The sequence below is a fragment of the Sorangium sp. KYC3313 genome (assembly GCF_052075895.1).
GTDB classification, from domain to species: Bacteria; Myxococcota_A; Polyangia; order Polyangiales; family Polyangiaceae; genus Sorangium; species Sorangium cellulosum_B.
On record NZ_CP197255.1, the window covers coordinates 1,288,538 to 1,312,275 of the forward strand.

21 protein-coding genes are annotated in these 23,738 nt (G+C 66.5%); 13 read left to right on the top strand and 8 right to left on the bottom strand.

Going from position 1 to position 23,738, the window contains the following annotated elements:
- Positions 1–373 precede the first annotated feature (373 nt).
- From ACSRUE_RS05025 to ACSRUE_RS05040, 4 genes are all read left to right on the top strand, one after another.
- Positions 374–913: a hypothetical protein gene (locus ACSRUE_RS05025; protein ID WP_441290024.1), complete on the top strand. Its 540-nt coding sequence runs from the start codon at positions 374–376 to the stop codon at positions 911–913.
- Positions 910–1,620 (top strand): hypothetical protein, encoded by a 711-nt coding sequence (locus tag ACSRUE_RS05030; RefSeq protein WP_441290025.1) that lies wholly within the window; start codon positions 910–912, stop codon positions 1,618–1,620. Before ACSRUE_RS05025 ends, ACSRUE_RS05030 begins: the two co-directional genes overlap by 4 nt.
- Positions 1,617–2,711, top strand: coding sequence for a hypothetical protein (locus ACSRUE_RS05035; protein WP_441290026.1), 1,095 nt, complete (start codon positions 1,617–1,619; stop codon positions 2,709–2,711). Before ACSRUE_RS05030 ends, ACSRUE_RS05035 begins: the two co-directional genes overlap by 4 nt.
- 91 nt (positions 2,712–2,802) lie before the next feature.
- The gene (locus ACSRUE_RS05040) at positions 2,803–3,903 is read left to right on the top strand and encodes a hypothetical protein (RefSeq protein ID WP_441290027.1); all 1,101 of its coding nucleotides are present in this window, start codon (positions 2,803–2,805) and stop codon (positions 3,901–3,903) included.
- Between the two features lie 197 nt (positions 3,904–4,100).
- Here the strand turns inward: ACSRUE_RS05040 and ACSRUE_RS05045 are convergent, their stop codons facing one another.
- Positions 4,101–5,126 carry a hypothetical protein gene (locus tag ACSRUE_RS05045; protein ID WP_441290028.1) on the bottom strand — a complete coding sequence of 342 codons (1,026 nt, stop codon included), beginning with the start codon at positions 5,124–5,126 and terminating at the stop codon, positions 4,101–4,103.
- 252 nt (positions 5,127–5,378) lie between these two features.
- Between ACSRUE_RS05045 and ACSRUE_RS05050 the strand changes: the two genes are divergently transcribed.
- Entirely contained in the window at positions 5,379–5,642 is a 264-nt protein-coding gene (locus ACSRUE_RS05050) for a hypothetical protein (protein WP_437904082.1), read from the top strand.
- Between the two features lie 41 nt (positions 5,643–5,683).
- On the opposite strand, the gene ACSRUE_RS05055 is transcribed toward ACSRUE_RS05050, so the two are convergent.
- Entirely contained in the window at positions 5,684–7,318 is a 1,635-nt protein-coding gene (locus ACSRUE_RS05055) for a hypothetical protein (RefSeq protein WP_441293059.1), read from the bottom strand.
- Between the two features lie 20 nt (positions 7,319–7,338).
- A complete protein-coding gene (locus ACSRUE_RS05060; RefSeq protein ID WP_441290029.1) occupies positions 7,339–8,334 on the bottom strand; it encodes a hypothetical protein in 996 nt (331 codons plus the stop codon).
- 349 nt (positions 8,335–8,683) lie between these two features.
- Here ACSRUE_RS05060 and ACSRUE_RS05065 point away from each other — a divergent pair, with 349 nt between their 5' ends.
- From ACSRUE_RS05065 to ACSRUE_RS05085, 5 genes are all read left to right on the top strand, one after another.
- Positions 8,684–9,763 carry an RNA polymerase sigma factor gene (locus ACSRUE_RS05065; RefSeq protein WP_441290030.1) on the top strand — a complete coding sequence of 360 codons (1,080 nt, stop codon included), beginning with the start codon at positions 8,684–8,686 and terminating at the stop codon, positions 9,761–9,763.
- A gap of 119 nt (positions 9,764–9,882) precedes the next feature.
- The gene (locus ACSRUE_RS05070; protein ID WP_441290031.1) at positions 9,883–10,770 is read left to right on the top strand and encodes a helix-turn-helix transcriptional regulator; all 888 of its coding nucleotides are present in this window, start codon (positions 9,883–9,885) and stop codon (positions 10,768–10,770) included.
- A gap of 57 nt (positions 10,771–10,827) precedes the next feature.
- Entirely contained in the window at positions 10,828–11,388 is a 561-nt protein-coding gene (locus ACSRUE_RS05075) for a sigma-70 family RNA polymerase sigma factor (RefSeq protein ID WP_441290032.1), read from the top strand.
- A complete protein-coding gene (locus ACSRUE_RS05080) occupies positions 11,385–11,597 on the top strand; it encodes a hypothetical protein (RefSeq protein WP_437296997.1) in 213 nt (70 codons plus the stop codon). The genes ACSRUE_RS05075 and ACSRUE_RS05080 overlap by 4 nt, the downstream gene beginning before the upstream one ends.
- Positions 11,598–13,322: 1,725 nt before the next feature.
- Positions 13,323–13,691 (top strand): hypothetical protein, encoded by a 369-nt coding sequence (locus ACSRUE_RS05085; RefSeq protein WP_441290033.1) that lies wholly within the window; start codon positions 13,323–13,325, stop codon positions 13,689–13,691.
- A 177-nt stretch (positions 13,692–13,868) separates the two neighbouring features.
- On the opposite strand, the gene ACSRUE_RS05090 is transcribed toward ACSRUE_RS05085, so the two are convergent.
- The 4 genes from ACSRUE_RS05090 to ACSRUE_RS05105 all read right to left on the bottom strand — a co-directional run bounded on the left by ACSRUE_RS05090 (position 13,869) and on the right by ACSRUE_RS05105 (position 16,935).
- Positions 13,869–14,348 (bottom strand): hypothetical protein, encoded by a 480-nt coding sequence (locus tag ACSRUE_RS05090; RefSeq protein WP_441290034.1) that lies wholly within the window; start codon positions 14,346–14,348, stop codon positions 13,869–13,871.
- Positions 14,349–14,540: 192 nt separating this feature from the next.
- Positions 14,541–15,302, bottom strand: a complete 762-nt coding sequence (locus ACSRUE_RS05095) for an ATP-binding protein (protein ID WP_441290035.1) — start codon at positions 15,300–15,302, stop codon at positions 14,541–14,543.
- Positions 15,299–16,786, bottom strand: a complete 1,488-nt coding sequence (istA, locus tag ACSRUE_RS05100) for an IS21 family transposase (protein ID WP_441290036.1) — start codon at positions 16,784–16,786, stop codon at positions 15,299–15,301. The genes ACSRUE_RS05095 and istA overlap by 4 nt, the downstream gene beginning before the upstream one ends.
- Positions 16,783–16,935 (bottom strand): hypothetical protein, encoded by a 153-nt coding sequence (locus ACSRUE_RS05105; protein ID WP_441290037.1) that lies wholly within the window; start codon positions 16,933–16,935, stop codon positions 16,783–16,785. Before ACSRUE_RS05105 ends, istA begins: the two co-directional genes overlap by 4 nt.
- Here ACSRUE_RS05105 and ACSRUE_RS05110 point away from each other — a divergent pair.
- Positions 16,928–17,302 carry a hypothetical protein gene (locus ACSRUE_RS05110; RefSeq protein WP_441290038.1) on the top strand — a complete coding sequence of 125 codons (375 nt, stop codon included), beginning with the start codon at positions 16,928–16,930 and terminating at the stop codon, positions 17,300–17,302. The genes ACSRUE_RS05105 and ACSRUE_RS05110 overlap by 8 nt on opposite strands.
- 156 nt (positions 17,303–17,458) lie before the next feature.
- Here ACSRUE_RS05110 and ACSRUE_RS05115 read toward each other — a convergent pair whose 3' ends face one another.
- Entirely contained in the window at positions 17,459–17,632 is a 174-nt protein-coding gene (locus ACSRUE_RS05115; protein WP_441290039.1) for a hypothetical protein, read from the bottom strand.
- A gap of 1,793 nt (positions 17,633–19,425) precedes the next feature.
- Between ACSRUE_RS05115 and hsdR the strand changes: the two genes are divergently transcribed.
- Positions 19,426–21,831, top strand: a complete 2,406-nt coding sequence (gene hsdR / locus ACSRUE_RS05120) for an EcoAI/FtnUII family type I restriction enzme subunit R (RefSeq protein WP_441290040.1) — start codon at positions 19,426–19,428, stop codon at positions 21,829–21,831.
- A gap of 14 nt (positions 21,832–21,845) precedes the next feature.
- The gene (locus tag ACSRUE_RS05125) at positions 21,846–23,672 is read left to right on the top strand and encodes an N-6 DNA methylase (protein WP_441290041.1); all 1,827 of its coding nucleotides are present in this window, start codon (positions 21,846–21,848) and stop codon (positions 23,670–23,672) included.
- Positions 23,673–23,738: the final 66 nt, after the last annotated feature.

Here is a 23,738-nt window from a genome sequence, read left to right on the forward strand (position 1 = left end):
AGGCGCCGCGCTCGCGGGCGGCGTGGCCGCGCGAGCGATGTCGTGCCGCGCCGCGCGTGGCGGTCACAGCGCGCGGTCACCGCTGCCTGCGCGCGGCGCCGCGCTGGGTCGGGCTTGCAGCCGACACGCGCAGCCCGGGGCGCGTGGCCGGTCGCCCGCACCCGCGGCGGCGCGGCCAGGCAGCTGGCGCCAGCACGTCGACACGCGCTGGCGCCGCACGGGTAGAGTTGCTCGCTGGCGCACGCTCTGGACGGTACGACCCCTCGCCAGTTTAGTGTGCTCGCCTAGATTCCGTTTGACGCCGATCCTCTGATCAGAAGAATGCCCCGCGTCGGCACGTTGCTCACGAGTTGCGGAAGACGGGAAGGGGACGATGGGCACAAGGAGGCGGCGGATCCCATGGGCGATCCTGGTCATCCCGCTGCTCGTCGTCGTACCGACGCAAGGAGACGCCTCCGAGCTGAGCGCTGGTGTGAGTCTCGGGTGGCTCCAGGCCGGTACCGTTCCGCGCCTCGCGGTGGGGCCGCACGCGGGCATATCTTGGCCCATCCAGCGAGACATCCTGTTCACGGTGCACGACCTGTGCACGATCCTACCCCCGATCCAGGAGGACGGGCTCGGGATCTACAACCAGACCTCGGTCGACATCGGGTACGCGTGGAAGGACGGCAACGTCAGCGCGGGGCCGTCTGTCGCGTTCTACCTCATGCCGGCGTGCGGCGTCACCTTGTGCGGACGCGTCGGTGGCTTGGCGGTGGGCGGCCACGCGCAGACCAACGCGTACGTCGCCGGACCGCTCGGGGTGTCGGTGAGCGTCAACGTGGATTGGGTCGGTCGGGGCAGCCTGGTGCTCCCGGGCTATGTGTCCGTCGTCGTCGTTGCTGGTCCTGTGCTTCGATGGAGCGAGAAATGAACGTGAGAAAAGTTCTATTTTTGATCTTGACTATCGCGGTTTGGGCGCTGGCGGCGTGCAACATGACGTTCGGCGACTGCTATCCTGTCGGGGAAGGAACTTCGGGTGCAGGGGCCGGTCCGGGCTCCGAGCCACGCCCCGTCTTCACCTCCTCCGCATCCGGTGACTTCGGGGCCGACCCCCAAGGCGGCGGCGAGGGCAAGATCGCGTGCAACGAGTGGGAGCTCGAAGACGAAGAGGAGAGACCGAGCGACAGCTCGGAGAGGCCGACTGCTAGCCCGACGAGCCCGCCAGATCCCTGCCAGCAGAGCGGCACTCCGACCATGGGGTGCACAGGCAAAATACCGATCGACCCGCGGGCTTTCGACTTTGTTACGATCGTTGCCTACGATGGGATTGGCGTTGCAGGTGGTTGGCAGGAGGCAAAGGCCTATCTGGCTTTCGGCCATAATAATGAGGGCGACTCAACGTGTATGGTTCACATTGGGATGCCACTGCGAAGCGAAGAGTGGGGAGCGATCTCGTCGGATAGGGCAGCACAGATTAGCGCTGACGTGGCGAACTGGTCGGCGGATACAGTATACGAAAAGGATAGCGGCGCGCAGCTCCCCCCGGGCATATTCTGCAAAACGTTCAAGTCTAGAATAGTAGAGCGCTTTATTAGTGATTTCTACAAAGGCCTTGGCGCCAGGCTCAAAAATCCATGAAACACAGCATTAACGAGCTGTTGGACGTTGTCTATCGATACTACCCCCGTGGCGTTGGGATTGCCGATGATGTCGACGAACAGCTCCGCAGCCAGACCGAAGAGCACGCCCGGCTCGTGGCTGCGCAGATCCAAGCATCAAAAGACGAGCGATGGCAATCCATGCTACGTCGCATCGACGACCGCTTCCCTCGTATGCTCATGAACCGTTCGCTGCATCTCACCACGGGCGGCTGCGACGGCTGCTACTCCTTCACGATTGATCTTCGAAAATCCACCGGTGAGCCGCTGTGGTTTCAAATAAGTTTCCTGGCCCCTTACTACATTGTCCATCGATCCTGCACGATCGAGATCGTGAAACAGGTGAGCGACTTGTTCGTGGTTGTATTCCGAGGCTTGCGCTTCATTGTTTATCGAAGCCCATTCGATCCAGGCTTCGTGTCGCGGCCGGACGATAGTCTCAAGTTCGTCAACATCAGGAAACGCTACGTTGCCTTCGATTTGTCGCCCGAAGAACAGCTATATGCGGAGTGGATTTCCCGTGATATCGAAGCGACCTTCGGTTGCGAGCGCATGCCGCCGGAGATCGGGACCGTGCTCGTGCCGGATGTGACAACAGGCGTGCGCCTTCCTGGTGAGGTCAGACTCTACGACTGCTTATTTTCGGACGAGCATACATGGGTAAGACCATCGCCGTCTGAAGTGTCGGCTGGCGGCGTGGACATCGAAGCGAGCAACCTGACAGACTCGCTCATCGCGGTACTCAACGTGCTTGCGGCGCTGTATCACATCTTGTGGGCTCTGATGCCCGAGGTGCAAAGCGGTTCTTCTTACTGGGTTGTAACGACGGATGGTGTCTTGCGGAGAGAGGAGGTTATTGAGGCACTTGCGAAGATTCGCGTGCTCATTGAGCAGCCGAAGACTGCCCGCGGCATCGCTGCCAGGCGCGAGCTCGAAGCTGCTACGCGCGAACTGGAAGCTCTGGTCGCTTCGTGGGACGGTCACGGTGAGGCGCCAGCCGCCATGGTCGCTTGGGCCTCGAGGTTCCTGGCGAGTTGGCCGTTCGACCCGGCTCCCGGAGGTTCCTCGTAGCCGTCGTTGAGATCCGTGCCGCCGTCCACTTGTCGCCGAGAACGGCATTGGATGGACAGTACAGACACACCGGCTCCAGGATTGTGAATCCATGAAACACAACATCGACGAACTAATCGGCATTGTCTATCGATACTATCCCCGTGGGGTTGGGATCAAAGAGGATGGCGATATCGACGTCCAGCGATGCATGGAGACCGAAGAGCACGACCGGCTCGTGCGCGCGCGGATCCAGGCATCGAAGGTCGACCGATGGCACGACCTGCGGCGTCGCATCCAAGACGGATTCCCTGGTAGGTTCATGAACCATTCGCTGTACCTCCCCACCGGAGGCTGCGACGCCTGTTACTCTTTTTCGATCGACATGCCGGAGTCCACGGGTCGAACGCTGTGGTTCCATGTGAGCTTTCTGGTTCCGTACTACATCGTCCATAGCGAGCGCACGGTCGACATCGTGAAGCGAACGAGGAACTCGTTCTCGGTCAAGTTTCTAGGACTACATTTCATCATTCCGCGTAGCCCGTTCGATCCTAGGTTCGTCGCTCGTCCGGACGATGGACAAAAGTTCGCCATCATCGTGAGGGAATATGCCACCTTCGATCTGCTGCCCGATGAGCAGCCATGCGCGGAGTGGATTTCTGGCGACATCGAAGCGACCTTCGGTTGCGAACGCATGCCGCCGGAGATCGGGACCGTGCTCGTGCCGGAGGTGATGACGAACCTGCGTCTCCCCGGAGAGGTTAGACTCTACGACTGCCTGTTCACGGACCAGCACAGGTGGGTGGAGCCATCGCCGTCTGATGAGCCGGCACCCGGCGTCCAGATCGAAGCGAGCAACTTGACACAGCCGCTTATCGCGGTGCTCACGGTGCTCACGGCGCTCTACTGCATCCTGTGGCCCCTGATGCCAGAGATGCAGAGCGGTTCTTGCTACTGCGTGGTGGAGACGGATGGCGTCCTTCGAAAGGGCGAGTTGATCGACACGCTCGTGAAGATTCGCGTGCTCCTCGAGCCGCCGATGACTCCATGGGGCATCGCTGCCAAGCGCGAGTTCGAAGCTGCCACGCGCGAGCTCGAAGCGCTGGTCGCCTCGTGGGACGGTGAAGGCGAGCCGCCGGCCGCCATGGTCGCCTGGGCCTGGAGCTTCCTGGCGAGTCGGCAGGTGAACTCGGAACCCGTAGCCTCATCGTAGCACGACGCCTGGAAGGTGCCCCGATCAGCAGAAAGGCCGCCGAGATCGCCAGGAGGGGAGCGGAAGGGCCATCCCGGCATGTTCCCTCCTACGCCCATGGTTCCTTGGGTCCCAGCGGTTCGCTTCGCTGCCTGCCTTGCTGCGATCGTTGCAGCCGTCGTGGAGGTCCGTGCCGTTCTCCCATGACGTGAGTTCGGCTATTCTGGGAAACGCTGCATCTCGACCTGGATGCCGTCCTCCCCGTGGATCTCTTCGCCAGACCAATCCCAGCTCACGCCGCCCTTGCCCGGCGGTCCGAGATCGTAGGTGACGCCCTCCAGCGTGAGCTGGTCCTCGTCGAGGGTTGCGATGCCGATCGAGTCGCCGCCGCGTCCGGGGCCGCCGTAGCCGCCGTCGCCTCCTCGGCCTCCGTCGCCGCCGCCACACGACCACGTGCCGTCCCCCACGGCCCCGCCTGGCATGCCCCAGCCGCCATCGCCGCCTCGCTCCGGCGCCCCGCCGTCCCCACCCGACCCGGCGAGGCGCGTCGTGAGCAGGCTGTCGCGCACCGTCAGCTTGGCGTGAAGCACGGCGATTCCGATGCTGGGCTGGCCGTTCCCGCCCCCTCGGCCGCCTCGGCCACCGCAGCCCCCCGCGCCGCCCGAGCCGCCGCCGGCGCCTCCCTTGGAGGCCACGCCGCACACGGCGAGCCCGCCACGACGCCCGCCTCCTCCGCCGCCGCCTTGGCCCGGCATGCCGCGGATGCCATCGGCTGCCCTGTCGCCCTCCCATCCGGTCTCGGTGAGCCGCCCGATGCCCTCACCAGATGCGCCTATCGCGCCCCACTTGCCGTTTTTCCCGTTGAAGCCGCTGTAGCAGCCAACGTCTTCGCGGTTGCCAAGTCCTCCTTGCCCTTCGTGGCCGGGCTCCGGCGCGGGTACGGGCTCGCCGGCCTCCCCATCTCCGGCGCCGTCGGCACGCCCGTCTCCTCCCTTGCCACCGACGGTCGGGATCCCGCCCTCGCACGGGTTCACCACCGCGGGCCCGCCGGCGACGACGGCGCCCGAGCACGCATCCCCGCCGTAGATGCCGTGCGGCCCGTCGGGTGCTCCGTCCGGCCCGGGCCACTCCTCGCCATGGCCGCCCCCGTTTCCGGGGGATGCGCTGATCTCGCTCCGGGTGAGCTCCACCGCGGTACCCGACCGGACGAGCATCCCGATATAGGTTTGGCCCAGGATGGTCACGTGGTCGATCGTCGAGACTCCATCCGCCGCCCCGGTGTCGCCGGCGCCCGCCGGCTCGACGGTCAGAGCAATGGCGAATGGTCTCTCACGGACGATGAGGCCGGTTGTAACACCCTCTTTGAAGCGTTCGAATGTTTGGCAATCAACGCCCCCGTAGAGGTCCACGCCGGAGGGTAGGATGAGGGACTCTTCGAAGACGTCGTTGCACGCGAACACCCTTCCTCGACCGATGCGCGCCAGGGCAATCGCGCGATGGAGAGAGCGGACCGGCTTGTTCTTCGTGCCTGGATTCGCATCGTCGCCGCCAAAGAAGGGCCCGGCGACAAACACGCCACAGCCGTCGGCCAGCCGATCGGCGGCAAGGTGCTCGAGGCAGACGGCTTCCGGCGGTGGTTCGTCCTGGCACGACGATGTGAGCGCGCAGGGCGGACCATCGGCATCGATGGGGCCTGGCGCGCTCTCGCAGCCAACCGCGGCGAAAGAAAGAGCCAGGAGCAGGCCAATCGTGCGTTTTGACGTCATCGGCATTCCTCGACGGCTGCGCCGCGATGAGCGACTCAACGGGGCGGCTCGTTTGCCGCACCGAAAGGATAGAGTGGACCCCATGGGCCGCTCGCCCCTCGGCCCACCTCGTCGTCTAAGGCAGCGTTTCCTGCATAGCCGCCATCTCCTGCGTGCCCAACGTCGATGATCGTGCCGGGCAGGATGGCCAGATGGGGGACCACGTACGCGATGCCGATCGCAGCGCCGCCGAGCCCACCGCCGGCATCACCGCCGTGGCCGCCGCTGCCTCCACGGCCGCCGCTGCACGCGTCCCACATGTCGCCATAGCCGAGCCCACCGCGACCGCCCTTCAGCCCAACGCCGCCTGGTTGGCCCGTTCCGCCGACCCCGCCATCGCCGCCGTTGCCCGCGACAACCTTCGTGGCGTCGAGTTCCAGCTCCGAGTCCTCCAGTGCGACGATGGCGATGCTCGCGCCACCATAGCCGCCGCCCCGGCCTCCCTCGCCCCCGCAACCCCCGCTCCCCCCCGAGCCACCGGCCGCACCGCTCTGGGGGCGGCTTACAGGGCACGCAACCATGTCGCCGCGCGACTTGCTGCCGCCACCGCCGCCCCCCCCTTGGCCGGCGCCGCCCTTCTTTCCATCCTCACCCCGGACGCCGACCCATCCGTGGATGTCGAGGTAGCCTTCACCTTTCGCGCCGTCAGCGCGGCCACGGCTGGCACCGGGCGCGCCGTCTTCCCCCTTCGTGCACTGATCGCCGCCCGCGCCGAGCCCCGCAGCCCCGAAGCGTTGCGGATTTCCCGCGGGCTCCGGCTTTCCTGGCGCGCCATCGCCGCCGCCGTCAAGCCCGCCGTCGCCGCCATATCCGCCCGTCGACTCGATGCCGTCGTCGCAGGAGTTGACAACCGGCAGGGCGCCCACAGCGGCGTCCACGGTGCAGGCGAGCGCGCCGTCGTTCCCCGGCGCTCCGTCCTTCGCGCGGACGCTGAGCGCGTCCTTGCCCGGCTCCCCATCGTTGCCGTTGCCCGCGATGACGTCGCTCAACACCACCTTCGCCTTGGCCCCAGGGCTCAAGATCATCGCGATCGACGACTTGCCATCGCTCGCGGAGGCGTCAGCCGCCACGGCGCGCACGCCGAAGATCACGGACGTCGCGTCGTCCCCTGCGATGACCGCGTCGTTCCCCCCGAGGACCCGCAGCGGGATCCCCACCGGCGGAGCGATGATCGTCGGGTGATCCGGTCCGTCGAACGATCCCGCATACGACCAGTCACCGCCGTCACAGAGGCGCCCGCCCCACAGATCGACCCCCGAAGGCAGCTCGATCGCCTCCTCGAACTCCCCGCCGCATGCGTACACGCGCCGGGTCGGCTTTTCGTCGCGGCCTCGCCCGTGCGCGGCGAGCCCGATCGCGTGTTGCAACGTCTTCACCGGCGCGTCCTTCGTTCCGGGGTGCCTGTCGTCGCCTGACGACGCGCTGACGAACACCCCGCATTCGTCCAGCGCCGGCGCGGTACCAGGCGTTCCTGCGCAGGGGTCGGGCGGAGGCTCCGGATCGGGGGCACAGTCCAGCCCTTCCCAGCAAGCATCGGAATAACGGCACGCGGTCGACGCGCTCGCGCTCCACGCGCACAGCACCACGGCGAAAACAGAAGCTCGAGCGCTTCGGCCGCCCTGCGAACGCATCTCCACCGCCCCTCCAGACCTCACCACCGTCCCTCGATCCTCACGCCGGTCTCACGCCCCGTCGCCACGGGCGAGACGTGGATCCGCTCCTGAGCCGGCGAGCGCCCCAGGAAGGAGAAGTCGGTGAAGAAGGACGCGGCCGTCGCTGCGCCGAGGACACCCCCCGTGATGAGCAGGGCCGTGCCCAAGCCGTCGGAGAGGTTGCGCTCGTCGAGGAGGCGGCGCAGGGCGCCGCACGAGGAGCGCTGGGACGCTTGCCAGCACATCGACGAGCTGGACGTCCGACCACGCGTGAGCCCGTCGCGTTGCTCGCTCGCGTCACCATCCAGCGTGCTGGCCCTGATCATCAGGACGGCGCCCGCCGACAGGGTGGCCGTCGTGGCGGTGATTCCCGCGATACGCAGCGTCCCCGGCCAGGAAGCCCACGGGCTGGGGGCCTGCGCGCGCACGACGGGTGAAGAGCTCCTGGTCTTCGGCGTTTCCTTCGGTGAACCCGGCGCGCTCTCCGGAGCTTGGCTCACCGCCAAACGCGCCAGCGGCATTCTGACGTTGTACGCCGTTGCGGCCACAGCCCCGAACTCATGGAACCCATCCAGGCGCCCCGGGGCGCTGGCCCGCACGATGCGCTGGCCGGGCTCCAAGAACAGCTTGTACGTCCGCGCGACCCGGCCTACCCACTTGCCGTCGACGAGCACCTCGGCATCCGGCGGATCGACCGAGAGCACGAGTGTCGCGACGTGCGATGTTGCCTCGCGCTCTCCTTTCTCGAATCGCAGCTGAAGCGCGAGCGGCAGCGCCGTGCGCTGCTCGAGGCTAAAGGCCAGGTGCTCGGCGGCATCGCGGTACTTGCGCAGCGCGAGCTCGCAGAGGCCAAGCTCGCCGGCGAGCTCCGCGCGCTCTCGCTCCGTGCTGGACGCCGGGTCTGCTGCCTCGAAGGCGGCCTTGTAGGAGGCGTATGCCTCGGTCCACTGCCCGGCGTTGCGCGCCCTGCGACCGCGGCGAACATGGTCCTTCACCGTTGCGCCGTCACGTGGTCCTGGCTCCGGATAGGCGTCCTCCGCGCTGGCCGAGCTCGCAGCGCCGGTTGCGGCGAGGAGCGCAGAGAAGAGCAGAGCGCGTGCGGAACATCGCATGGTTGGACGGTACTCGCGCCAGCCGCGCGGCGTCAACGGGAGCGAATCGATGCAAAGTGACCCTGGCAGTGGCAAATTGCGTTCGGGTGCGGCAATGCGATCGCCTGTTCGCGGCAGCGTAGCGAAGACTCGAGCGCCTGAACGCATGTATCAGTGCTACCTGGTGCTACCAAAGTTGCCGCTCCTTGCACTTTCCTGCACCGTTTCGAGCGGCTCAGGGATGCTACCTACCGTGGGCAAGCCAGCGACCCATCTCCTCAGCTTCAACCGCTTCCGACGCCTGGCCAGGCTTCACGGCGTGCCGGCGCGCGACGCCGAGGACGTCGCGCAGAACGCGCTGCTGCGGGGATTGGAGGTGGCGAGGCGGGTCGAGCTGAGCGGCGATCCGGCGCGGTACTTCGTCACGATCGCCCTCAACGAGGCACGGAAGCACAGACGGAACGAGCGCCGCCGCGGAGAGGTGCTGACGTCGTTCGAGGAGCGCGATCCCCGAGACGAATGCCCCACGCCGGAGGAACTGCTGCGCTTGCGGCAGCAGGAAGAGCTGGCCCGGGACTTGCTCGACCGGGTCGGCCCCAAGGACCGGGATCTCTTGGTCAAGCACGAGCTGGAGGGGACACCGCTCTCCACGATCGCCGCCGAGCTGAACGTCCCGTTGGATACGGTGAGGGCGCAGCACCGCCGGGCTTGGGATCGACTCGTTGCGGCTTTCAAGCGGTGGACGGCCCAGCAACCCGCGCACGGTAGGGACGAGAGCGCCTGCGTCCCGCTGGTGCTCGGGCTGGACCGCCGTGCGTCGTGGACGGCCTGGCTGCGCCGGCTGGGCGTGAGGATCGTCGTGCAGGGTGCGTTCGTCGTGTTGACCGGCGCGCTCCTCTCGGCGGTGCCGCCGCTGCCCAGCGCGGAATCGTGGCTGCACCCGGCCGCATTCAGCGCACCGGGGCGCGCGCCCGCACCAGACGACGTCACGGCGCAAGGCTCACGTGACAGCGCGCATTCTGCTGTCGCGCCCGCCGCGCCCGAGAGCGCGTCGCCGGCGGCGACAGGCAGCGCGCGCGCTGAGGCTGTGGCGAGCAGCACGCCCGCGCCCTCTGTGGCGACAGCACCTCGTATCTCGTCCCCGGGGAGCCCCGTGTGGCCAGCGGTCACCGCACGCGAGATGCGCCTGATCAGCCAGGCCCGAAGGGCCATTGAGGACAACGACGGAGAGGGCGATCACGAGGCGCGCCTGCTGCTCGAAGCCCATGCGCGGGAGTTTCCGCGCGGTCGGCTCGCAACGGAGCGCGAAGCGCTGTCCAGGCACATTCGCTGAATCGGCGGCCGTCGATCGACGGCGAGCTGACGGTGACGCTGAGGGTGTCTTCAGCCCAGACAGCACAGGGCCGAGATCTGTCTTGCGTAGGAATGCTTACGTCCAGGAGGAGAATTACCATGGAGGACATGCTGGGGGCGATGTGGCTCGTGTCGCCGCTCGGGCTCGCGATGATCGCGTGCGTCGCGATCGGCTTCGCGGTCACCGCGCGCGAAGCGCTGGGACGCGAGCGCGGGCTTCGCGAGGCGCGCGAGCACGCGCATGATGACGAGGAGGCAGCCCTCACCGATGCGAAGGAGCAGGCCGTGGGGGACCGGGATCGATACCGGCGCCTTCTGGACTGTCACGTCGACGCGGCGCTCGCGGAGCTGAGAGACGCCCGAGGGCGCCCCGTCCCCTGGCCGGGAAGGGTCCTCGAGTCGTTCTGTGCGACGACGCCTTCGTGGAGGAGAAAGCTGGCCGAGAGCACGGGGTTGGAACCGAGGGAGGTGGAGCGGCTGCTGAGGAGCGACCTGCCCATGACGCCCGGCCTCGCGCGGCAGCTGGAGACCTTCACCGGCACGCCGGCGCGGTACTGGGAGCGCCTGTGGCGGCTGCACGACGACTACCGGACGGAGGCCGAGGAGAGCGTGGTGATCCAGGTTGGCGAGCCCGTCACCGAGCGCGAGAGCTCGGCGCGTCCCGCGTCGTCGCCGGTGCAGAGCTCGACACCACCGGCGCTACCTCCCCGCGCGCTCGACGTTCCTCCGCCTGTGGTACCGTCTCCCGAGCTTGCGGCCAGAAGCCCGCGGGCGAAGCTCCCGCCGCCTCCACAGCCGCGGCTTCGGTCGCCGCTCCCTGCCCGCGCTGCCACGGGGGCTGAGCTCGCCCGGCGTGCTGCGACGCTGACGAGCTTCCCGGTACAGCGTGACGAAGGCGGGCCGGGTTCCGCAACGGCTGCCGATTGGGAGGACGTAGAGCGCTCTCCGCTGAACACGACCCTTCCGGGAGTAGGGAGCCATGGGTGAGCGCAGCCGCGCCTCGCATTCATCATAGGGTGCGATTTCGCAACGGGGGGTAAAGTCATGGATTGTCCGGATGAAGGAAAGCGCGCTGCGGCGTACGCGCGCTTGTTTTGCCCGATGCTGGTTCGTGCCGTGTTGCTCTGGTTGGAGAGGATGGGGGTCCCTCAGTGCCATCGTGGCGACGTGGCGGGCCAGGTCTGGCTCAACGTCTGCGAGAGCTGGCCCAGGTTCGATCCGAAACGCGGCAGGCCGGAGCGCTGGTTGAACGCGATCACCGTACACGTTGCCTCCCACTACCACGAGCGTGCGCGAAAGCGCAGGGAGGAATTGGTCAGTTCGATCGATGTGCTTGATCCAGCGCCGGATGCTGCTGCTGTGATGGAGTCCGACAACGTCAGGGCCAGCACCATGGATGCAGTGAATGAGCTCGATCCGGTGCTGCGACTCGTTCTCGTGGCACACGATTTGGGCGGAGTTTCAATGGCCCAGATCGCCCAAGATGCAGGGCTGCCCCTCTCGACGCTTTACAGGCGACGCGCACGGGCCATCGGTGAGTTGCGTAATATCCTTATGCTTGGGGAAGCCGGCGAGATCTCTTCGCGGGGAGTGGGACTGCAATGAGCGTCAAGGGCCTGGTTGTTCACTTCCGGCGCGACCTGGATGACGACGAGGCGGAGCGAATGATCGACGCTATGATGATGCTGAAGGGCGTCGCCAAGGTATCATCTGTCAAGGCCGGTTACGAAGACGAACTGAACCGGCAGCGGGTCAAGCGAGAACTGCTAAGCAAGATTGATGGGCTTCTGAGAGATGACGAGGTCCCGATCTAGCTGCCGACGAACCCGCGTCGTCGTGGTGTCGACGCAAAAGGCCCGCGGTGCCGCCATCGGGCCGCGCTCGCGGGCGACGCTGGCGCACGGACGACGTCGTGCCGCTCCAGGGGGGCGCCTCTGATCACGATGCGCGAGCCGAGCGCGGCGAATCGGCATCGTGTGGGTTTTACGCGCACATGCAAGGGCTCGCGCTGGACTCCATTCCCACAAGAGATGGTGTTCACCGTGCGCGGTTGAAGCCGAGCGGACGCGAGGGAGCTCGGCGAGCCTGCGACGTCGGCCAGCAGCCCCATGGTCTCGTACGCGATCGACGGGTGCAGGGCCCCAGCGTGGCGCCCGCGTTTAGCGTCGCCATGCGCGGCCCGGATCGGCGCGCGTGGACGTCCGCGCGCGAGGCGCCCTGGGAGACATTTTCTCGGGAGACGGTCGGAGGCGCCAAGCTGGCCGATCGCGCGCGCCATCGCCCGGTCTGCCCGGTCTGACGTGAAGGGCCGCCGCTGGCGCTTGGCCTCGCGCCCGTCACGGGCGCGGGGAGCGTGGGCGGCGTCACGGAGGCGCGCGCCGACCGCCGCGACGCCGGCCCGCTGGCGTGGCGATGTCGCCGTCCGTGCGCCAGCGTTGTCCGCCTCCCGGCCCGGCGTGGCGCCGCGGGCAGGACGGCGCTCGACGGCGTTGGCGGAGTGTTGGCGACCACGCGGCTGGAGCTACACGACGTCGCCCATGCGTGGCCGTGCCGCGCGCGGGCGGCTTGTCGGAGCGCGCCGTGGGGCAGGTCGCGGTCACCGCACGCTGACGGCCGAACGCCTGGGGCTGCGCAGGATGCCGCCCGTGCAGCAGCGTCGTCCGCCAGCGCGGCCCGACGACCGCGCGTCGGGGGCCGCCAGAGCGCGAGGGTAGCTGCTCCTGCCATATACAAACCTCGGTTGTTGTGTGTTTCGGGTTCGGGACGGAGCCTGAACGAGGGCCCGTGAGGAGGCCCGAAATGGTAATTCTGACGATCCGGTATCTCGTCGCGAGTTACCGGGATCTGGTCAGGTGTGGAAACCGCTCTGGTGACGCGCAGTTAGACCGCTTCGAGGGAGCGCCCGAGGGGCCAATTTGGGGGGGTCGCGAAGGGGTCGATTTGGTAATTTTGCGCGGGGTCGGCTGAGGGGCTCCGGCGAGCCGCCCACCTCCGTTTTGTTGCGTACGCGTGCCACAGGGCGGCGCGCGACGGGCACGACCGCGGGGCGGCATGACGCGGGGCGGCATGGCGCGGGGCGCGAACTCGGCGCGCGAGGCCGCGGAGCTCGTCCAGGCGGGAGGCTGGCCCAGGCGCAAGGCGGAGCTCGCCCAGGTGGATGCCAGCGCGGCTCGCGACTGCGGCGCCGGGCGAGCTGGCCCCGCTCGACGGTCGGGCCGTGGGACCGCCCGGGGGGGTCACCCCGCACACCGAGGTCACGTCATCGGGCCCCAGCGAATGCCAGTCAGGTCACGGTGCCACGTGAGAACCGGCGTCCTCTTGGTCGCACGCTACATCAGACTTTAATGGCGTCGCCCTCGCCAGGGACCGACTCTTGTACTGTGCTTTAACGCTCTTTAAAGTTGAACGGAAAATGAAGGCTTCGCTCTGGCAGGTTTGTGGTTCGGTGCTTTTGTAGACGCATGAGCTCGCGGCGCTGGTACGAGCTCGCGTGCGGAGTTGTCCGCGCGCCGAGCCACGTCCTGGAAGAGTGTTTCCAGATGAACAAGCAGACCCGGTGCCACCTGCGCGCGATCGCTCGGCTGCACCCCGAGATCGGCAACCTGTGTGATCAGCTTGAAGCGCCCTGGAACGCCGTGCGAAGGATCGCGCACGCGCCGGGGGCGGCGGCGCAGTGGGAGCGCGCGGAGCAGGTGCTCGGTGAGCTCGTGGAGAAGCGCCGGGCGACGGCGCCGCGTCGGTCGAGGCTGGAGGCTGTGCGCCTGGAGGCGCTGAAGCGAATGGGACCGCCGATGGAGGGAGGAGGAAAACTTGCGAGCTGCCTGCGCGCCGCGTGGGAGGCGGCGGAGCGCGGGACGGCAGCGGTCCCAACCCCACGTCCGGGCAAGCGGCACGCTCGTCTGCGGTGAAGCGCTGCCCGGCGGGAAGCGCGCCAGTCGAGCACATGAAGCGGCGTCGCGTTGGACGTTCGCCGCGTACCTCTGCCGTGCGTGCCTATCGCGCCCGCTCGCCGATCCTATTCAGGGAGCAGGCGACGCTGGCGCACGGGCGACGTCGTGCAGCTCCAGGTGCGTCAAGGAGTGCTGTCACGGCGCCGCGCTCGGCCCGATGGACGAGGCCGACGGCGCAACGCTCGCCGACGTCCGCCCCGATCTCTGCGACGGCGTCGCGCTCGCCCGGGGTGGACGATGATGGCCCCCCGAGCTCATGTTCGAGATCTCGTTACCGGCTAGGCATGGAGCGGCGCCCCGACCGCCGAGCCGCGCCGTCTGCTCCGGCGTCGTGAACGACGCCAGCGCGATCACGGCCTCCCTGGCGTCCGTCTCGACGCTGCGGGCGCTTCGCGGTTCGACCATGCCGCGGCGCCGCGGTCCGAGCTGGAGGAGCATGCCGGAGACGTGGCCGACCTCGACCAAGTGGACGGCGACGGCCCCGAGCTCGCGCGGCGCTTCTACCTCGCAGAGATGATGCCGTTGGCCGAGGGGCGCCCACGCGGCGCGCCCGTGCCGCTCCGCCCTCGGCGGCAACGTGGCCGAGTTCGACCAGGTGGAGGGCCATAGCTTCAAGCTTGCCGACGCGCGCCTCGACCTCCGCGCTCGCGCTGCCGCGGAGGGGAGCCGCCGAGCTCGCCTCGAGCTCCTCGCCGGGCCGCGCGGCACGAACTCTGTAGATGATCTCGACAACTCGCGGGAATTCGGTGAAGTTCACCGGTGAAATCCGCGTCCGATGCCGGTGAAGGTTCCCGGTGAAGAGGCCGCTCAGTGCTTCTTGGTGCGGCGCTGCTTGGTGCGGAGGGCGCTCAGCTCCTTGGCTTCCTTGAGCCGGTAGCTCTCGGCCTCGATCTCGATCACCTCGGCGCGGTGCACGAGCCGGTCGACGAGCGTGACGACGCAGGCAGCATGCGGGAAGACCTCGCCCCAGTCGGCGAAGGCCTTGTTCGTGCTGAGCAGGATCGGCTTCTGTGCGTCGTAGCGACGGGTGACGACCTCGAAGAGCAGGTCGGCGTAGCGGCTATTGTAGGAGAGATAGCCGACTTCATCGATGCAAAGAAGGGCGGGAGCCGTGTAGCGGTGCAGCCGGCGCGCGAGTGCGGCCGAGGAATCCTGCGCGGCGAGGTCGGCGAGCATGTCACTCGCGGTCGAGAAGCGGACCGTGTGGCCGCGGACGACAGCCTGGTGGGCGACGTTCTTGAGGATCATGGTCTTGCCAACGCCGTTGGGGCCGACGAGCACGGCGTTGTGGCCAGTGGAGATGAAGCCGGGGGCGAAGAGGTCGTCGACGGCCTCGCGGTCGATTTTCTTGGGCCAGGACCAGTCAAAGTCGGTCATCGGCTTGAAGGCGGCGACGCGGGAATTTTTGACGCGGCGTTCGAGGCTGCGCTTGTGGCGCTCGCGCTCCTCGATGGCGAGCACCTCGCCAAGCCAGGGCTTGTCAGCGAGCTGCTCCCAGCATGCGAGCAGGCCAAAGAGGCCGAGGCTCTTGAGGCGGGCCTTCGTCTCGGTGGGCGTGAGGTCGGTCATGACGTCGGGTCCTCCTTCAGCGCGTCGTAGGTGGCGAGGGAATGCGGCGTAACGACGAGGTTGGCGTGCTGGCCGCGCGTGACGGGGATCGAGACCGGAGGCGGCAAGCAGCGCTCGGAGCGATGGCGGTCGAGCACCTGACGGACGGCACCGACGTGGATGGTGTCGCGCTCAAGCACCTCGACAAGGGCCTCTTCGAGGTCGGCGGCGCCGACGGCGTCGAGCAATTGCAGCAGCCGGGCGATCGCGCTGCCGACGTTGCCGCCGCGCTCGGCCACGATGCGGAGGAATGCCTGGCTGCTGCGGGCGGCGCGTGCGAGGCGATCGAGACCGCGGTGCTCGCGGGCGCGGCGCTTCTCGTCGGCGAGGCGCTGGAGGTGCTCGGGTTGCTCGATCTGCTGGCCGCGGTCCCACGAGCGGACGTGGGTCGCGACGATCTCGTTGCCGTCGGCGATGCGCACCTGCTCGAGGTCGGCAAGGACGACGAGCGTGCGGCTGGTCCGGTCGTGGGGGACAGAGTAATCGTTGAGATCGAAGCGCGCGTAGGGGGTCTTTCCGATCTCGACCTCGACGCGCTCATGCGCCGGAAACGGCGTGTCGGGGTGTCGCAGCAGCACGTTGCGCTCATCGTCGAAGGCCTGACGCACGGTGCGGGCGCGGTCTTCAACCCAGGAGCGATCGATCGCCGCGGAGCTGGTCCATTCGGTCGCTTGTCGGTTGAGGTCACCGAGGTCGGCGTACGTCCTGGCCTCGAAGAAGGCCTCGCGGACGTAGCGGATGGCGCGCTCGACGCGCCCCTTCTCGTTGCCGCGGGCGACGGCGACGGGGCGCGGCTCGAAGCGGTAATGCGCTGACAGCGCCAGCAGTGTGGGGTGAAACCGGATTGCGTCGCCGTGGCGCTCCACGACGGCGCTCTTGAGGTTGTCGTAGAGCAGCACGCGCGGGACGCCGTTGAAGTCGGCGAACGCCTCGACGTGCCCGCGAACGAAGAAGGGCATCGCCGCGCCCGGGAAGAAGCGCAGGAAGAGCCGCCGCGAGTAACTGAGCACCATGACGAAAGCCCAGAGCGGGCGCAGCGCCCGGCCGACAGTCAGCTTGCCGAAGTGCGCCCAGTCGACCTGCGCTTGCTCGCCGGGCAACGTCCGGAGCCGCTGGAATGCCTCTGCCGGCTTCTTGGGGCGCAGACGGCCGATCACCCGGCGCAGATGATCGGGACCGCCCGGATAGCCGCGCTCCTTCAACATGCCGAAGAGCCGACTCGAGCGCAGCGAGGGATACTTGCCGAGTTGCTCGACGATGAAGGGCACGAAGGGGTCGACCATCGACGGGCGCGGCGCGACGACCTTCGGGTCGACGCCCGCTTGCCCGAGCACGCGCTGCACGGTGGTGTGATGCAGCCCGAGCTGGGCGGCGATGGTGCCAATGGGCCACCTCTCGCCGTGGTAGAGGCGCAGGATCTCGGCCTCCTTCTCTTTCGCGATCACCGCCGCCTCCCGTCACCGTAGAGGCCCACGTGGGACGCGGGGAGCGCGTCGATGAAGAGCTCGCCGAGCGGGCCGCTCGCGCGTGGCCCAGGGCGGAAGCCGCGCTCCGCAAAGCGAGCAGCGGCCGATATCTCGGATTCGATGGTCATCGTCGTCCTTCCTGCCGGCGGTAATCTCCGGCGCGAGCTGGGACATCGACGCGGCCGCGGCTTCCGTCACCCCGTGATGCGTCACTTTCTGCGCGGAGAACTTGTCCCGCTGCCGGTCGCGATACCGGGCCTGGCGAGCGGCATGGAGGCGGCGAGCACGAGGCCGGGCCTGGTAGGCGGCCCCGGCGCGGCGGAGCGACTCACGACGCTGGATCGGGCGGCAGTCGGGGCAGAGGCGCTGGCCGCGATCGCAGCGGCGGCAGAGGCGAAGCTGGACGCGGCAGCGGGTGCAGAGGGCGAGGCGGTAGGCGGACGAAAGCAACGGGCTCCATGCCGCCGCTTTCTGGACCTGGAGCCCGGCTTGTGATGAAGGTGGGGGACTCCGGCAACGCGGAGCTCCAGAAGGCCCGAGGGTGGCAGCCCTCGGGCCTTCGACTTTTCGGCGGGCGCAACGTCTACGCCGCCGAGGCGAGCGCGGCCCAGATCGGCGTAGGTGCTGGGGTTGAACGGTGAACGCCGGCGATCACGTGGCCGCGATCTTCACCGGCCTGACGCGGGACGCGATGATCGCCGACAAACTCGGCCGGGTGGACATCGACGCGGTCGCTCCGCCCTCGACGAGGTGGACATCAATGGCCCCGAGCTCGCCGACGACCACCTCGACCCCGCGGCCGCTCCCCGTCTGGTGCTTCCCCAAGCGAGCGGCGCCCCCTTGCGGGGTTCAGCTGGCCTATCACGTCAGCGACGGCGCCGGATGCCAAGGACGACCGCGGCGCCTATGCCGACGAGCACGAGCAGGGCGACGCCGACCCACGCCCAATCCCAGGGATCCGAGCTAAAGGAGACGGCCACCGCGCCGCACCCGGGAGACCACACTCTTTTTTTAATGAGGCAGCGCATCCTCTCATAGACCGCCCCTCCGGTCCGCAGGAACGCGCGGACCCCGCCGGGGTGTTCCTCGACGCTGCGGCCCCGCTATCTGCTCGGGCGCCGTGTACGCCAGCACGCTCGCGAGCTCGCCGGCGTCAAGCGTCGCGACGTGGCCGGGCTCGAACTGGCGGCCGGCGACAGCCCTGAGCTCGCCGGCGCAGCCGATCGAGATGCAACGCCCTCGATCGGCTCCGGCGTCATGTACACCGCGGCCGCTCCGGAGCGAGGGAGCCGCGCGCGCCGACGTCCACCTCGACCCCGCGGCCTGTTTGCTCGGGCTCCATGTCGCACGACGCCGGCCCAGAGCTCGCCGGCGTCCACTTCCACGCCGCGGCCACTCGGCCCTCGACCAGGTGGACGCCCGCGGCCGCCGAGTTCGTGCTCGAGGACCTCAATACTGCGGCCGCGCTTGATGGCCTCGTCCGTTTGCTGGGGCGCCAGTTAGCGTGATGCCGGCCCCGCGCTCGCCGGCGTCCAGCTCCGCGCGCGGCCGCTCCGCCCCTCGACCAGGCGGACATAGACGCGGCCCGACCCACGAATCCGCGTCGGCCGGGCTGTGCTTGCCGCGACGCTGGCGCACGTGCGGACGGGGTGCAGCTCGAGGCGCGCGGCCACCAGCGCGCCGTCAACGGCAGCCGGCCCACGGCGAGGCCGCGCTGGAACCGCGCTCGCGGCGACGCTGGCGCACGGGCAACGTCGTGTTGCAGCTTCAGGCGCGGCCGTCAGCGTGCCGTCAACGGCAGCCTGCCCACGGCGAGGCCGCCCCTGGCTGCGCTTGCAGGCGACGCCGGCGCACGGGCGACGTCGTGCAGATCGAGGTGCGCACGGGTACGGCCGTGCAGCTCCGTGCAGCCGTCACCGCGCAGTTTGTTCACGGTGCCGTATCCACTGTGTCGCCAGCCGATCGACGGTCATCACGCAATCCTGTCAACCCGCCGCGCGCGTCCGCCGCTCACGCGTCACATGCGCAAGATGCAGCGCTCGGGTGCCGTCGGAGCGGTGGCCGAATCGTCGGTACTGGATTGGGTGTCGCCGAAACGAGTGCTCAAGCGGCCAAAATCGCTGCCAGCGAGCCGTTGGAACGAGCGCTCGGGTCGCGTCGGAACGGCGAATCGCGTCACGTTTGGAGTACGCAGCGGCGGCGTCAAGAATCCCTGCTGGACCCCGAACGCGTGGGGCAGCTAGCGGCAAGTGATTGAATTGTTGGCGTTTCCGCGCACGGACCTTGACATGGGCCACCGCGCCCACCTCCGCGCGGGATGTAAGTGGGGGTTGACCAAGATCCGACCGGCCGGTCCGCCAGCGATCCGAACGGAAGGGACCTGACAACCTGGGCTTAATGCGCCCTGGGCCGGGTCGCCCCTTACCGCAGAGCCGGATTGGCGCCGGCTATGCGCTTAGGTAGAGCGCCGGCGGACAGGGGCGCAAGGAGGCCCACCGCTCGCCAGGGGGCTGGCTCTGGTCGGTCGCACCGTGGGACGAGCAAAAATCAGCAGTTCCCGCGCGTTCAGGACGCGGCTAACATCTCGACCACCGGCGTCCAACGACTCCATTAACACTATGCCTCGCAACGAAGCTGATACCTGCCGCGTTCTCGTTACTCCCGCGCTCAGAAGGTCTGGCTGGTCCGACGATCACCTCGTCGAACAGTACATCTTCACTGATGGTCGCATCGTGAAGCCGAGCGTTCGGAAAGATCGAAAACGGGCCGACTACCTGCTCCGGTACTCGCCCGATTGGCCAATCGCCGTCGTCGAAGCGAAGGCCGAGGACCGACCGTACAACGAAGGAATCCAGCAAGCGAAGAACTATGCCGCGGTACTCGGCGTGCCGTTTGCTTATGCAACCAACGGGCACGGCATCCGCGAATTTGACTTCCTTACAGGAGATGAGGTTGACGTCAGTGAGTATCCATCACCCGAGGAACTCTGGCAACGCTATCGGACTGCCCGCGGTCTCCACGATCCCGACACCGCTGCCCGGCTACTCACTCCATGTAACCTGTCCGCCGAGAAACCACCCCGGTACTACCAGTCCATCGCGATCAACCGCGTTGTCGAAGCGCTGGTGACAGGTAAGCGCCGCGCTTTGGTGGTCATGGCAACCGGGACCGGTAAGACATCCACCGCCTTTCAGATTTGCTGGAAGCTGTGGGAATCCCGATGGTCGCGTGATGGAGCGAATCGCCGACCCAAGATTCTGTTTCTTGCCGACCTGGATGTATTAGTCGATGATCCAATCAAGCGAGATTTTGCACCGTTTAAAGAGGCCATAACCCGTGTCCAGGGCAGAGCAGGCACCGCTCATGACATCTATTTTGCGCTCTACCAGGCCATCGCCCAGTCCGATCGTACCCCGTTGCTATATCGCGAGTGGTCACCGGACTACTTCGATCTTATAATAGTAGATGAGTGCCATCGCGGCAGCGCGGGCGAGAATAGCTTGTGGAAGGATATTCTCCGTTACTTCAGCAGCGCGGCACAACTCGGCCTCACTGCTACCCCGGCGCACGCTGCTGACCGAGACACGCTCGCATGGTTCGGTCAGCCGCTATATACCTACTCTCTGCGCCAGGGCATAGAAGACGGCTACCTCGCTCCTTATCGAGTTTACCACGTTGTCACCGACGTTGACGCTACTGGCTGGCGTCCGTACAAGGGCCAACTCGACGACCATGGCCGACCGATTCCCGATGAGTTATATGGAACTCCGGAATTCGAGCGCAAGCTCGTGTTGCCGGAGCGTAATAAAATCATTGCCCAGCACCTGACTGAGCATCTCAGGCGAACTGATCGCTTCGCCAAGACCATAATATTCTGCGTTGATCAGGACCACGCTCAGGCCATGCGTGGTGCTCTAGCAGCTTGCAACGCGGATCTCGTGAAGGAGAATCCTAATTACGTCGTCCGCATTACCGCCGATGAGGGTGCTACCGGCAAGGACCTTCTGTGGGAGTTCATGGCACCGAAGGTAAAGCGTGATAGCCCGATTCTTGCCACCACCAGTAAAATGCTGACGACCGGAGTCGATGCGCAGACATGCCAGAACATCGTCATCTTGCGGGTGGTTCGTTCAATGACCGAATTCAAGCAGATAATCGGCCGCGGCACCCGCGTACGTACCGACTTCGGAAAGTGGGTATTCAACGTCCTAGACTATACCGGTACGGCGACGGTAAAATTTGCCGATCCTGCGTTCGATGGCGACCCGCTGCCGCCCAATCCTGGCGACCCATTGCCCGGCGATCCGGTCGTCTCGTTGCCGCATGGTGGCGATGGTGGCGATGGTAACGAGGGTAATGGCGATTCCGAGCCCTTGTTGCCTCCCGATGATTGGCCCAGGCCCTTACCTCCGACCCATCCTGTTCCACCGCCGGCTCCGTCACCATTTCCTTCGGCCAAGCACACCGTTTCGGGAGTCATAGTGCGAGTCATCGCCGAGTTAGTCCAGGTGCTTGATCCCAATGGTCACGTTTTACGGGTCGAGAGTTTCGCTGATTACACCCGTTCACGCCTATGCGCCCTATATCCGACGTCGGAGCAGCTGCGCGAGGCTTGGAAGACAATTGATGGCCGCTCGGTAGTAGTGAAGAGCCTAGAGAACGCCGGCATCGACTTGGCAGATCTTGCTAGGGCGACCAAGCGAGGCGATGCCGACCCGTTCGACCAGCTATGTAATCTCGCCTACGGTGCACCGATCCTTACCCGCCGCCAGCGTGTAGAGGCCGCCAAGCGTCGGAAGCCAGACTTCTTCACGCAGTACGGTGAAGCGGCACGCACGATCCTTGCGGATCTGGTCGAAATGTACGCTAAAGACGGTCCTGACGACCTCGATGTTACCCGAGCCATCGAACTGCCTCCCCTGCGCGACCGCCTGACTTTTGACGAACTGGTCGCCGCGTTCGGGGACGTCGACCGTCTCGGATTCGCCTTGACGGAACTCTCCGAGCTGCTGTATGCGGCCTGACCGTAGGACTCCCCATGCCCCGCCCTAAGAATTCCACGAAGCAATCGACCGAGCTCACGCAGAGCCCCGCGCCGACTGCTGCGGTTGCTACAAGCAAGCAGAACCTGTCGGCCATCATAAAGGCCGCGCGCAACCACATGCGGAAGGACCACGGGCTTTCCGGCGAGCTCGACAGGTTACCGCACCTGACCTGGCTCATGTTCCTGAAATTTCTGGATGATCTGGAGCGTACGGAAGAGGCTAAAACCAAGCTCCGGAAGCAGAGCTACCAGCCGATCATTGCCGCACCCTATCGCTGGCGTGATTGGGCACTCGGTGAGAAGGGGCTCACTGGGACTGATCTATTAGTTTTCATCCGCGAGCAACGTGCGACCCGGCCCGACGGTAGCGAGGGTCTCGGCCTCATACCTTACCTGAGCAAGCTCCAGGGTAGTGCTCCCGGTGACCGTGCCTCAGTAGTTGCCAAGGTGTTTCATGATGTGACTTGTAATTTTCGGGACGGTGCACAGCTCCGTGAGGTGGTTACCGAGATCAACAAGATCGGCTTCACCTCACGAGATGAGGTTCACACATTGTCGTATCTCTACGAGTCGATGCTCAAGGAGATGCGCGACGCTGCCGGTGATAGCGGCGAGTTCTACACCCCCCGCCCAGTCGTTAACTTCCTCGTGAAAGCTGTGGATCCGCGCCTCGGCGAGACGGTGCTAGACCCGGCTTGCGGTACCGCTGGGTTTTTAGTTTCGGCCTTCGAGTACTTGAAGCCTCAAGCCACCACACCTGCGCACTTAGAGATTCTGCACCAGCGTTCCATTCTTGGCGGCGAGGTTAAGCCACTGCCCTATCTGCTGGCGCAGATGAATCTGCTTCTGCATGGAATGGAGCGAGTCCACATAGCTTACGGCGACGCCTTCGCCAAACCCATAGGTGAGTACGGCCCAGCGGAGGAGGTAGACGTTATCCTGACGAATCCGCCCTTCGGTGGTCAGGTGAAGGACAGTGTGCTGTCCAGCTTCCCGCCAAGTCGTCGCACGTCAGACACTGCCCTGCTGTTCTTCCAGGTTATCATGGCGCGGTTGCGGAGGTCGAGGACGCTGCGAACCTCGGGCCGGTTCGGGCGCGCTGCGGTGGTCGTGCCCAACGGCACGTTGTCTGAACTCGGGGTAGCTGCGCTCATCAAGCGCGATCTGCTGACAGAATTCAACCTCCATACAATTATCCGGCTGCCGGCGGGAGCATTCGCGCCGTATACCGATATCCCGACCAATTTGCTCATCTTCGACTCCAGTCGAGCCACCACCGACATTTGGTACTATGAGCTACCCACCCCGGGTGACCGCAAAAAGTACAGCAAGACGAACCCCATCGAGGGGCGCGAGTTCGACCCTGTACTGGAGTGGATGCGTGCTCCGGCGGCCAATGAGCACTCCTGGAAGTTGGCATTCAGCGAACTGCATTCTAAGGCCCGCGCCAAGGCCGCTCGATTCGAAGAGCAGGTGAATGCGGAGGAGGCGGCCGCTCGTGAGGCGAAGGCTCGTATCGTGGAGGCCAAGGCCAAGCTTAGCAGTGCCAGCGGAGTCGCCCGCGATCGCTGGAAGGCGCTGCTGGAGTCCGCTCAGGAGGCCGAGCGTACTGCTCTCACCCAGGCCCGCGAAGCGCAGGCACAGTGGGATGCTATATATTGGCCAGTATTCAATCTCGACCACAAGAATCCCAATGCAGCAGACACGCCCGATCTGCTGCCACCTACGAAACTGGCGGAGCGGCTCATCGCTCAGGCAGAGCGAGTGGCTGAGATCCTGCGTGCCGTGAAGGTGCTCGTACAGGCAGGACCCCATGGCTGACGTAACGAGCGGAAGAGAGTTGTTGTCCTCCACCTCATGGCCCCGGGTACCGTTCACCGATGTGGC

Coding starts and splice junctions, on each gene's coding strand:
- ACSRUE_RS05055 (WP_441293059.1), bottom strand. CDS start 7,318: ATGCGTTCGCAGGGCGGCCGAAGCGCTCGAGCTTCTGTTTTCGCCGTG.
- ACSRUE_RS05035 (WP_441290026.1), top strand. CDS start 1,617: ATGAAACACAGCATTAACGAGCTGTTGGACGTTGTCTATCGATACTAC.
- ACSRUE_RS05070 (WP_441290031.1), top strand. CDS start 9,883: ATGGAGGACATGCTGGGGGCGATGTGGCTCGTGTCGCCGCTCGGGCTC.
- hsdR (WP_441290040.1), top strand. CDS start 19,426: ATGCCTCGCAACGAAGCTGATACCTGCCGCGTTCTCGTTACTCCCGCG.
- ACSRUE_RS05075 (WP_441290032.1), top strand. CDS start 10,828: ATGGATTGTCCGGATGAAGGAAAGCGCGCTGCGGCGTACGCGCGCTTG.
- ACSRUE_RS05025 (WP_441290024.1), top strand. CDS start 374: ATGGGCACAAGGAGGCGGCGGATCCCATGGGCGATCCTGGTCATCCCG.
- ACSRUE_RS05110 (WP_441290038.1), top strand. CDS start 16,928: ATGGTCATCGTCGTCCTTCCTGCCGGCGGTAATCTCCGGCGCGAGCTG.
- ACSRUE_RS05080 (WP_437296997.1), top strand. CDS start 11,385: ATGAGCGTCAAGGGCCTGGTTGTTCACTTCCGGCGCGACCTGGATGAC.
- ACSRUE_RS05095 (WP_441290035.1), bottom strand. CDS start 15,302: ATGACCGACCTCACGCCCACCGAGACGAAGGCCCGCCTCAAGAGCCTC.
- ACSRUE_RS05105 (WP_441290037.1), bottom strand. CDS start 16,935: ATGACCATCGAATCCGAGATATCGGCCGCTGCTCGCTTTGCGGAGCGC.
- ACSRUE_RS05050 (WP_437904082.1), top strand. CDS start 5,379: ATGGAGAGAGCGGACCGGCTTGTTCTTCGTGCCTGGATTCGCATCGTC.
- ACSRUE_RS05040 (WP_441290027.1), top strand. CDS start 2,803: ATGAAACACAACATCGACGAACTAATCGGCATTGTCTATCGATACTAT.
- ACSRUE_RS05085 (WP_441290033.1), top strand. CDS start 13,323: ATGAACAAGCAGACCCGGTGCCACCTGCGCGCGATCGCTCGGCTGCAC.
- ACSRUE_RS05030 (WP_441290025.1), top strand. CDS start 910: ATGAACGTGAGAAAAGTTCTATTTTTGATCTTGACTATCGCGGTTTGG.
- ACSRUE_RS05125 (WP_441290041.1), top strand. CDS start 21,846: ATGCCCCGCCCTAAGAATTCCACGAAGCAATCGACCGAGCTCACGCAG.